The organism is Candidatus Goldiibacteriota bacterium, assembly GCA_016937715.1.
Taxonomy (GTDB): domain Bacteria; phylum Oederibacteriota; class PGYV01; order PGYV01; family PGYV01; genus PGYV01.
Genome location: JAFGWA010000052.1, coordinates 1 through 9,080 on the forward strand (window position 1 = coordinate 1; position 9,080 = coordinate 9,080).

The window sequence follows — 9,080 nt, forward strand, 5'->3', positions numbered from 1 at the left end:
GGTTGGAGCGAGCCTGCGAAGCGGAAATCCCCGAGCTTGCGCGAGTTTACGAGCGCAAGTGTTAGGGGACGGCATACATGTATGTGCCGCGGGCTTACGATTGCCAATGAATTAACATACCTTTAGATTTCAGGTTTGTTTGGATACAAGAACACCAATTTGCGACGCGTACTGAAAAAATATACCCAAGCCTTGTAAAGCCAAGGGACGGATGCACGGAGGGACGGAGAGACGAAAAAAAAACAAATCTAAATCTACTACCGCGGGCTAAAGACCCGCGTCTACTGGTACAAAACAAACAACAAGAACAACGCGCACTTTTAGGGCGCATCGTTTAGATTCCGCTTCTGCTTATCTGCCTATAGCTTAATATGCTGTTTTACAGGTTATCCCTGTTTTTTCTGCTCGTTTATCCAGTTATTTACAAAAACATCTACCTGCGAACCGGACGCGAAAACTTCAAAAACCTCCACGTCCTTTTCTATTCCTTTAAGCGCCACGCCTTGTTCCATTTTGGACATGCACACATACCTGTTAAGCGTGCCGTCATAATAATAGTGAATATCATATGACAGATTAAGTTTTTCTTTTGGAATAACATCCACTTCCGATTCGCGCCTTAACGCGTTATAGATTTCATTGGTTATAACAATTCCCTGATTAAAGAGTTTGCGCTCGTGAACATAAACCCTTCTTGGGACTGCCTTTGTCCCGTAAAGTTTTTCAAGGTATTTTTTTACATCCCCATTACTTCCTGACAGCCTGGCCGCCTGGGTAAGGCTTGGCGACAGCACAATATTAAACCTTACCTGTTCTTCGCCGATAACCGCGAAGAATAATTCGCCTTCTGTCACGCCTATTCCTATTTCCACTTTTGGCATTGAATACTCTTCCGCGATTCTGGCAATCAGTTCATCCACATTAATATTTATAACATTTAAACCGGCAAGAGCTTCCTTTATTTCATCCGCCATTGACGGTTCAACTTTTACCAGTACCGCCGGTTTTTTCTCTTTGGACAGCGCGCCCAGCCGCATCAGTTCCCTGAATATTTCCTTGGATTTTTCCGCCGCTTTCATTTCCGCGTCTTTGCGCAGTTTTGTATATTCCCTGTGTATCAGGCACGCCGCCCTTACGCAGTCCGCCGCCTTTGCGTAATGCGCCGCGTAGCCGTCTCCGGCAAAATATATTTCAGTGCCCGCATTTTCCTTTGACACTTTATATACCGTATTAAGGTACGGCGTTAAAAAAGAAGCCGTGTCCTTTGTAAGTTTCATAGTGGTTTCAGTTGAATTTCTTAAATCCGCGAACATGAATATTTTCCTGCCGCGCGCGCTTCCCTGCCCTCCCGGATACGCAGGACCCTGTTCCCTGAAATAAAAAAGCCCTGATTCTTCAAAATGATTCTCTATCCTTGTCTTTTCATCATCGGATATGGATACGCATGCCGCTTCGTCTGCCCCTGTCTCTTCAGAAGTAACCCGTTTAATTGCACTCTGCCTTAGTATCTTTATGCCCTGCATCTGTTCGCTGAAAGCCGACTTCTTTCCGTACTTCTTTCTTATATCCCTGAAATCAGACGCGGTCTTGAAATACAACGACATAATTTCAAGGGAATGCCACGCTATTTTTTCCAGTTCTTTCCGTAAAAGGGTTCCAAACACCTTGTTTTTACTGCGTTTTATCCTATCGGATGCCTCTTCAATATAAGCCATAAGTTCTTTTGCTTTTTTGCCGCCGTTATCTTTCAGCGCCGAAAAAAGATATTTTTTAACTTTAGCTTCATAAAAAACATCAGCCGCGGCTTCCCTGTGCTTAAGCATATTAAGCAGCCGCCCGCTGCCGGACGATGAAATTATATCAATAACCTTTTTTCTTACCCGGCCGGCCTCAAAAGATTCCGTAAGTTTCTGCAATAAATCTTTGTCTTTTTTTATTATGTTTAAAAACCTTTTTAAATCTTTCCTGTCGTAAAGAATTATCTTTACCATGGCAAAATCGCCGGCAGCGTACTTCACCCCGCCTTTGGACGATATGTGTTTTGAAGCCGCAGCAGTATCGGAAAGCGCCTGCAGAAGCCCGTTAATTTCAGCCGCGCTTATTGCAATCCTTTCATCTTTTGAAAGAAGGAATTTCTCCACGTTGTTAAGTTCCGCTATATCATTATAAACAAGCGCATATCTGTTAATAAGCGGCTGAATTTTTCTTCTTTCAGCGCCGGTCTTTTCCGCCCTCATTTTACCAGTATCTTTATCTTCAATAATCTCTGACAGCAGAAATTCAAGCGTTTTGCCTATATGATACTTAAGCGTGCCCCTCATTATGCTTAACTTTTCAAAGTGGGTATGAAAATACTCTTCAGTAACAGAGGCAAAAAGGGACGCTAATGACACCCAGCAGAAAAATTCCAGGTCTTTTATTTTCAGCGTATTTTCCTGATTTATCGCATTAATTATAATATTATGCGCTTTTTCCGTCAGCCTTGCCCTGTTGCCGTAATACCAGGAACTGTACCTGTCCCAGCCAAGGCTTTCAAAGTCTGAAAGTATTCTAAAATACAGCTCCGTCATGTGCGGGTCAGAAGGCAGCGCCCCAAAATCCTTCTTTTTATCATCCGTTATTACAAGCGAAATAAAACTTTCAATAAATTCATATACCTCTTTTTCAAAAGAAAAATCAAAAGTAACCCTGTAGAATTTATTTGCAGGGTCATACGCAACTTCGGCGTTCTTGCAGTAAAATTCCAGGTCAATTTTTCTGGGTATCAGCCCTGTTTCTTCGTTAGTTTGTTTTTTCATGAATACTGATTTTATCCCCTTTTTTTATCTTATTTTCTTTTACAAACCCTTCACGCGCTTCAAAAGTATGTTTTGCGCCGGCAGTAATAAAAAACCTGAAAGGTTTAACCGCTTCGGCATAATTTAAAACCACAAAATTTTTATCCGTCATTATTATGTCCAGGTTAAACCGCATAAAGAAAGTGTGGACTGAACCGCAGCCGGGAAAAAATAAAACCCCGTATTCCGGCATGGTTTTTTTGAACATCAACCCCGCGAGCCTGTTAAAAAAAGACTGTGCGGTTTTAAATTTTCTGATTATTATATGTCCGCTTTTTTTCCGCATAATCTGATTTTACATATAGTTGGCACAAATGTAAACATATAACTGATAAAACCCGGCAAATGGCAGTTTATAAAATCGGCAGCGCTTTAAAGCCCCGACATAAGCTTAATTATAATCGGCCCAAAAAGCACCATAAAAATAACGGGAAAAATAAATACCATAAGGGGAAAAAGCAGCTTTACCGGCGCTTCGTGCGCTTTTTTCTTCATCTGCATAAACCTTTTTTTTCTGGCTTCATCCGCCTGTGCCCTGACTATATCCCTTACATTTCCGCCGGACTTATCCGCCCTTATAAAAGCGCTTAAAGCGGAACTTACTTCCTTAACGTCAATGCGTTCTTCCAGTTCCGACATTACTTCCTGGAAACTTTTTCCAAGCTTCATTTTTTTTGCCGCCATGGCAATTTCCCCGGCAAAAACACCCTTTGTTTTTTCCGGATACCTGCATACCGCCCGCGACACCGAAAGCCCGCCTTCTATAAAAGCGCAGATAATATCCAGCGCGTCGGGTAATTCTTTAAATATACTGTCATTCTTTTTGCGCAATTTTGAATTTAATATCATTGACGGTATAAAAAAAGCGCATATCCCGAAAAAAACCGCGAAATAAATGTCCCCAAAAACCGCCAATATAAGCGTAAAAACGCACAGCGCCGCGATTTCTTCCGTATAAATGAAAGAAACCGTGGAATATTTTTTATCCAGATCAAGTTTTTGCAGAACGGAATTTATTTTTATGTAACGCGATACACCAGAAAATTTAGAATTGAATTTAAGAATTCCGGATTTCAGATAAGACGCAAATTCTATAATTCTGCCGGACACAGTCAACTTTCTGCCCGCGGTAATTTGAAGCACCGCGCTGCGCCTTTCCGTTATCATCCCCGCGGCATACATAAAAAAAGCCGCGCACACCCCAATAAACAGTGCTGCAAGTAAGCCCATCTCTACCCCTCTATGTTGTTATTATTTTTTACTCTATCCTTACAATCCTGCTTATAAAAAATGCGCCGGCAGCTTCCATTACCACTGCCGTACACAGAATAAACATCCCCGCTTTTGTGTTAAAAAGCGGCTCGGTAAAAGACGGGTCAATAAAAGTAATGGCGCCTATCAAGAGAACCGGCAAAAGCCCCACCGTTATTCCTGACATAACCCCCTGGGATGTCAGCGCTTTAATTTCACGGTCAGCTTCATCGCGTTTTCTTATAGTTTCAAGAATCCCGCCAAGGATTTCACTTACATTCCCGCCTGTTTCAAGCGCTGTTTCCAGAGCGGTCAGCATAATTACGTTTTCCCTTACAGGTATTTTTAGCGCAAGGGCGCTTAAAGATTCAGCCATTGAAATTCCCAGCTGCGTGCCCGACAGAACCGCCTTAACTTCCCTTCCCACAGGGCTTTTATCACGCGCCGCAAAAGCGGACATAGCCGAAGGCAGGCTTAACCCGGACTTCATCCCGGAAATCATGCTTTCAAGAAAAGCCGGCAGGTTTTTCCTGTATTCAAGGCAGTATTTTTTATGTTTATAAGACAGGTAATATTTGGGAAGAAAGTATACCGCAGGAACAAAAAGAACGGGTATAAAAACACTCTGCATAATCACGGCTGACGCGGCAAACAGGATAAAAAGCACAATCTGTAACTTTCTTATTTCATTGCCTTTAATCTCCGCCACGCTTTTTTTTACAAGTACATCAACACCCGACCTGTAGTTTTTTACAAACCCCGACATAACAGAAGCTATTTTGTCCTTTTGATACACGGCAAGAGCCGCAGCGGCAAACAGAAATATAGATGCAATTATTTTCATTATTTAAACTGCTTTAAAAAGCGGACGTCATTTTCAAAAAGAAGGCGCATGTCGTCAATCTGGTATTTAAGCATGGTTATCCTTTCAACGCCCATTCCAAAAGCAAAACCTGTATATTTTTCCGGGTCAATCCCCACGTTGGAAAGCACGTTGGGGTGTATCATGCCCGCGCCCATTATTTCAAGCCATCCCGACTGCTTGCAGGCAGGGCACCCTTTCCCCATACAGTTAACGCACTGCACATCAACTTCCGCGGAAGGTTCCGTAAAAGGAAAAAAACTTGGCCTGAAGCGGGTCTTTAAGGTGTTGCCAAACATCTCTTTTAAGAAAAGGTCCAGGACCCCTTTTAAATCCGTAAAGTGAATATTTTCATCCACCATAAAGCCTTCCACCTGATGAAAGACAGACGAATGAGAAGCATCCACGGCATCACGCCTGTACACCCTTCCCGGCGCTATTATTTTAACCGGAGGTTTATGTTTTTTCATCGCCCTGACCTGCACAGGCGAGGTATGAGTCCTTAAAAGATAGCCGTTTTCCATGTAGAATGTATCATGCATATCAAGCGCGGGGTGATCCGCAGGAAAATTCAGCAGAGTGAAATTATTTTCTTCCGTTTCTATTTCAGGGCCTTCTTCAATTGAAAAACCCATACGCATAAATATAGAATTAATTTCTTCGGTTACCAGCGTAAGAGGATGAAGCGCGCCTTTTTCTATATTATAGGCCGGCAGTGTCACATCCACATCTTTTAAACCTTCAGCTTTTTTGGATGACAGCATCTGTTTTTCTTTTTCTTCGGCAAGCGCTTCGCACATTTTTTTAAGTTCATTAATTTCAAGGCCGGCTTTTTTCTTTTCTTCCTTATCGGTAATATCCTTCATCCCGGAAAAAAGCTCCGTGATAACACCTTTTTTACCGGTATATTTCGCCTTAAACGCGTTAAGGCCGGCAGCGTCGCTGACAGTTAAAATATCCTGCTTCATTGAATTTTCAATTGACGGTTTGTCCATAATCTCCCCTGCTTTTAATGTCTGACGTTAATAAAAAATCCGGACAATGTCCGGATTTTTTTTAATATACTCTATAAGTGCTTTGTTGTAAAGCCTTTTTTACCGCAGGTTTTTTATTATTTTTAAGTTTTTAAAACAAACTTATTTTCTTTCCTCAACCGCCTTTTCAAACTGTTCATTATCCTGTTTCTGCTGATTCTGTTTTTTTGCTTCCATATACAGCAGATAAGCCCCTACCGAACCGGTTTTTTCAAAAACTTTCCATAACTCTTTTAGTCGGTTTAATCCAGCCGTTTTCTCCATAGCGAGTCGCTTCTCTTTTCTTTTTATATACTAATTTATCCCATTTTTATGTTATGAAACTTCGTTCCGTACTTTAAGTATTATTTTTTCTTTTGATAAATTATAGCAGATTATGTTTTAAAGTCAAGAAAACCCAAATATTTTTAAGGTTTTTTTAGCGCTTTACCCCCGTATATATCATACTATCGCCCCTGGTTATTGACGCTTCAGAAAAATCATATCCGGAGTACATTTTTATATCTTTTAACCCCGAATTTTCAAGGATTTCTTTCATCTCTTCAAAACCAAAAATATGCAGTGATTCACTGTGGCTAAGATTATATATTTTATCGTGATATTTCGCTTTGACATCCAGCATGATAGTCAGCACGCCTGTCTTTTCATCAAAGGTGTTTTTTTCGTGTATATCCGCTCTGCGTTCTCCGTCTTTATTGATATACGCGTTTTCCCTGTTTAACAGGCGGGCATTGGCAAAGATGTTCCACGTTTCCATTACAAACACGCCGCCTTTTTTAAGGGCGCGCGACATTTTAGTACAACAGTCCTGAATTTTCCTCCTGTCAATCAGGTAACATAGCACCGAATCCACACATATAACCGCGTCAAATAATTCACGGGATTTTATTTCTTCCAGCCCCATTGATATTAAGTCCGCCTGCAGCCCTTCTTCTTTAAGTTTCTCTGCTGTCTGTTCAATCATGCGGGGGCTTTTATCAATTCCGGTCATCTGATAACCGCAGCGGGCCAGCGGTACTAAAAACCTGCCCGTACCGCACCCTGCGTCCAGTACGGTGTTTATCCTTCTGTCCGCACCGGCAAAAGTTTCATCCATAAAAGCAATTTCCTGCCCGTCTGCTTCATGTGAATTTTCCCCGTAAAGCACAAGGTCATAAAAAGCCGCAAAATCCGTATTGTATCCGTCCATCCGTCAATTCTCCCGCTTCTGCTTATCTGCCTAAAACTTAATCCGTTATCTTTTGATCTTTCGCTTCTGCATAATTGCCTATAGCATAATTCGCTATTTTTTAAATCAACTTCCGCGGGCTAAAGACCCGCGTCTACCAAGTCCAAACCGAGCTGCCGAGCTGCCTAATCCTCTATGTTTAATTCCAACCCGTCGTACGCAAGTTTTACATTTTCCGGCAGTTCACTTTCAGTTTTATTATGTTCCAGCGCGTGGGCTATGTGCGTGAAATATACTTTTTTTGCGCCTATCATTTCAGCGACTTTAAGCGCCTGGCTTACATTAAAATGAGTCGGGTGAGGTTCATACCTTAACGCATCCAGCACTAATACATCAATTCCTTTTAACTCTTTTATAGTCCCGTCAGGCAGCGCGGATACGTCAGTTACATACGCGAATCTGCCCGTTTTAAATGCCGCTATCTGTATATCGCCGTGCATTACCGGCAGCATCTGTACCTGTATATTTTTTACTGCAAATACTGAATAGGGCTCTATTTCTATCAGGTCTACTTTCGGTTTGCCCCCGCCTTCCTGGGTATCTTCAAAAATGTAAGCAAACCTCTTTCTTACTTCCACGGCTGTCTGCGCGTCGCAGTAAGCGGGTATTGCGCTTGACTGCAGCTCGTTATAACGCCTTATGTCATCAAGCCCCGCTATATGGTCCGCATGCGCGTGGGTTAATAACAGCGCGTCTATCCTTTTAATTCCATATTCCAGCGTCCTTAATCTGAATTCTGCGGGCGTGTCTATTACAATTGTTGTGCCTTTATCCTGTATCATAACAGAAGTCCTGTAACGGTTATTTTTAGGGTCTAAAGATGTGCATGTGGGGCAGGAACACCCGGCTACCGGAACGCCGTGCGAAGTGCCGGTACCAAGAAATTTTATCTTCATCAGTTAATTCCGTTTAATAAAATGATAATAACCGCTGCTATTGCCAGCCTGTAAATCATAAACGCCATAAACCCGCGTTTTTTAATAAACGCCAGAAGAAATTTAATGGCAAATAAACCCGCGATAGTAGACGCAATAAAACCTGCCGCTATAACCGCAACGCCTGCATCCGGGCCTGCCTGAATAATATCCGGAAGTTCGTGCACAAAAGCGCCGGCAATGGCGGGAATTGAAAGAAGAAAGGAAAATTCCGCGGCATCCTCTTTTTTATAACCCATAAATAAAGCCGCGGTCATTGTGATGCCCGACCTTGATACACCCGGCATAAGCGCTATTGCCTGAGCGCAGCCGATTATTATAGCGTGCCAGATTGTAAGCGAACCGTTCTCTTTATTCTTTTTTCCTGTTAAATCGGCAAGGTAAAGTATCACGCCAAAAACCGCAAGCATAAGGGCAATACGTACAGGAGAGCGAAATATGCCTTCTATAGCGTCATTAAACGCAAGGGCAAAAACAACCGCCGGAATTGTGGCAATAATTATGTAGATTGAAAGTTTAAAATTTATGGAGTTTCTTTCGCCGGAATCACCCAGCCCTTTAAAGAAGGACTTCATCATCGCCCATATCTTCTTCCTGTAAAATATCAGAACGCCTAAAAGCGTCCCGCCGTGCAGAAAAGCGCCAAAAGAAAGAGAGCTTAACAATTCCGAAGCATTCATAAATTTCGGCACAAGCGCCAGATGCGCGGACGAACTTACAGGCAAAAATTCCGTAAGCCCCTGAATAATACCAAGTATAATTGAATTTATAAGTTCCAATTCGTCCTCCGATTTTTTAGGTGATTATAACACAAAGTATTATCTAATAACTATTTATCCAATAAACTTGTCAACGCAAAATAGAAGTGTCCTATTTTCTGCAAAATAGAAATGTCCGCTTTTCAAAGTACAGCCTGCCAAGAATCCCCGGTTA

The 9,080-nt window shown here is 42.1% G+C and carries 9 protein-coding genes; all 9 read right to left on the bottom strand.

Translation table 11 applies throughout. The features are described from left to right. Window positions 1-386: 386 nt before the first annotated feature. Window positions 387-2,798 carry a hypothetical protein gene (locus JXR81_06155; protein MBN2754436.1) on the bottom strand — a complete coding sequence of 804 codons (2,412 nt, stop codon included), beginning with the start codon at window positions 2,796-2,798 and terminating at the stop codon, window positions 387-389. Then, window positions 2,782-3,045: a DUF192 domain-containing protein gene (locus JXR81_06160; protein MBN2754437.1), complete on the bottom strand. Its 264-nt coding sequence runs from the start codon at window positions 3,043-3,045 to the stop codon at window positions 2,782-2,784. Before JXR81_06160 ends, JXR81_06155 begins: the two co-directional genes overlap by 17 nt. A gap of 164 nt (window positions 3,046-3,209) precedes the next feature. Continuing rightward, window positions 3,210-4,067: a type II secretion system F family protein gene (locus JXR81_06165; protein MBN2754438.1), complete on the bottom strand. Its 858-nt coding sequence runs from the start codon at window positions 4,065-4,067 to the stop codon at window positions 3,210-3,212. Window positions 4,068-4,095: 28 nt separating this feature from the next. Beyond that, the gene (locus tag JXR81_06170; GenBank protein ID MBN2754439.1) at window positions 4,096-4,932 is read right to left on the bottom strand and encodes a type II secretion system F family protein; all 837 of its coding nucleotides are present in this window, start codon (window positions 4,930-4,932) and stop codon (window positions 4,096-4,098) included. After that, window positions 4,932-5,945, bottom strand: coding sequence for a phenylalanine--tRNA ligase subunit alpha (pheS, locus tag JXR81_06175; GenBank protein ID MBN2754440.1), 1,014 nt, complete (start codon window positions 5,943-5,945; stop codon window positions 4,932-4,934). Before pheS ends, JXR81_06170 begins: the two co-directional genes overlap by 1 nt. 141 nt (window positions 5,946-6,086) lie before the next feature. After that, entirely contained in the window at window positions 6,087-6,248 is a 162-nt protein-coding gene (locus tag JXR81_06180; protein MBN2754441.1) for a YqzL family protein, read from the bottom strand. Between the two features lie 154 nt (window positions 6,249-6,402). After that, entirely contained in the window at window positions 6,403-7,173 is a 771-nt protein-coding gene (locus JXR81_06185) for a class I SAM-dependent methyltransferase (GenBank protein ID MBN2754442.1), read from the bottom strand. Between the two features lie 164 nt (window positions 7,174-7,337). Next, on the bottom strand, window positions 7,338-8,108 hold the full coding sequence (locus JXR81_06190) for an MBL fold metallo-hydrolase (GenBank protein MBN2754443.1): 771 nt from the start codon (window positions 8,106-8,108) through the stop codon (window positions 7,338-7,340). After that, a complete protein-coding gene (gene uppP, locus JXR81_06195; GenBank protein MBN2754444.1) occupies window positions 8,108-8,926 on the bottom strand; it encodes an undecaprenyl-diphosphatase UppP in 819 nt (272 codons plus the stop codon). The genes JXR81_06190 and uppP overlap by 1 nt, the downstream gene beginning before the upstream one ends. Window positions 8,927-9,080 lie beyond the last annotated feature (154 nt).

Coding starts and splice junctions, on each gene's coding strand:
- JXR81_06180 (MBN2754441.1), bottom strand. CDS start 6,248: ATGGAGAAAACGGCTGGATTAAACCGACTAAAAGAGTTATGGAAAGTT.
- JXR81_06190 (MBN2754443.1), bottom strand. CDS start 8,108: ATGAAGATAAAATTTCTTGGTACCGGCACTTCGCACGGCGTTCCGGTA.
- pheS (MBN2754440.1), bottom strand. CDS start 5,945: ATGGACAAACCGTCAATTGAAAATTCAATGAAGCAGGATATTTTAACT.
- JXR81_06160 (MBN2754437.1), bottom strand. CDS start 3,045: ATGTTCAAAAAAACCATGCCGGAATACGGGGTTTTATTTTTTCCCGGC.
- JXR81_06170 (MBN2754439.1), bottom strand. CDS start 4,932: ATGAAAATAATTGCATCTATATTTCTGTTTGCCGCTGCGGCTCTTGCC.
- JXR81_06155 (MBN2754436.1), bottom strand. CDS start 2,798: ATGAAAAAACAAACTAACGAAGAAACAGGGCTGATACCCAGAAAAATT.
- JXR81_06185 (MBN2754442.1), bottom strand. CDS start 7,173: ATGGACGGATACAATACGGATTTTGCGGCTTTTTATGACCTTGTGCTT.
- JXR81_06165 (MBN2754438.1), bottom strand. CDS start 4,067: ATGGGCTTACTTGCAGCACTGTTTATTGGGGTGTGCGCGGCTTTTTTT.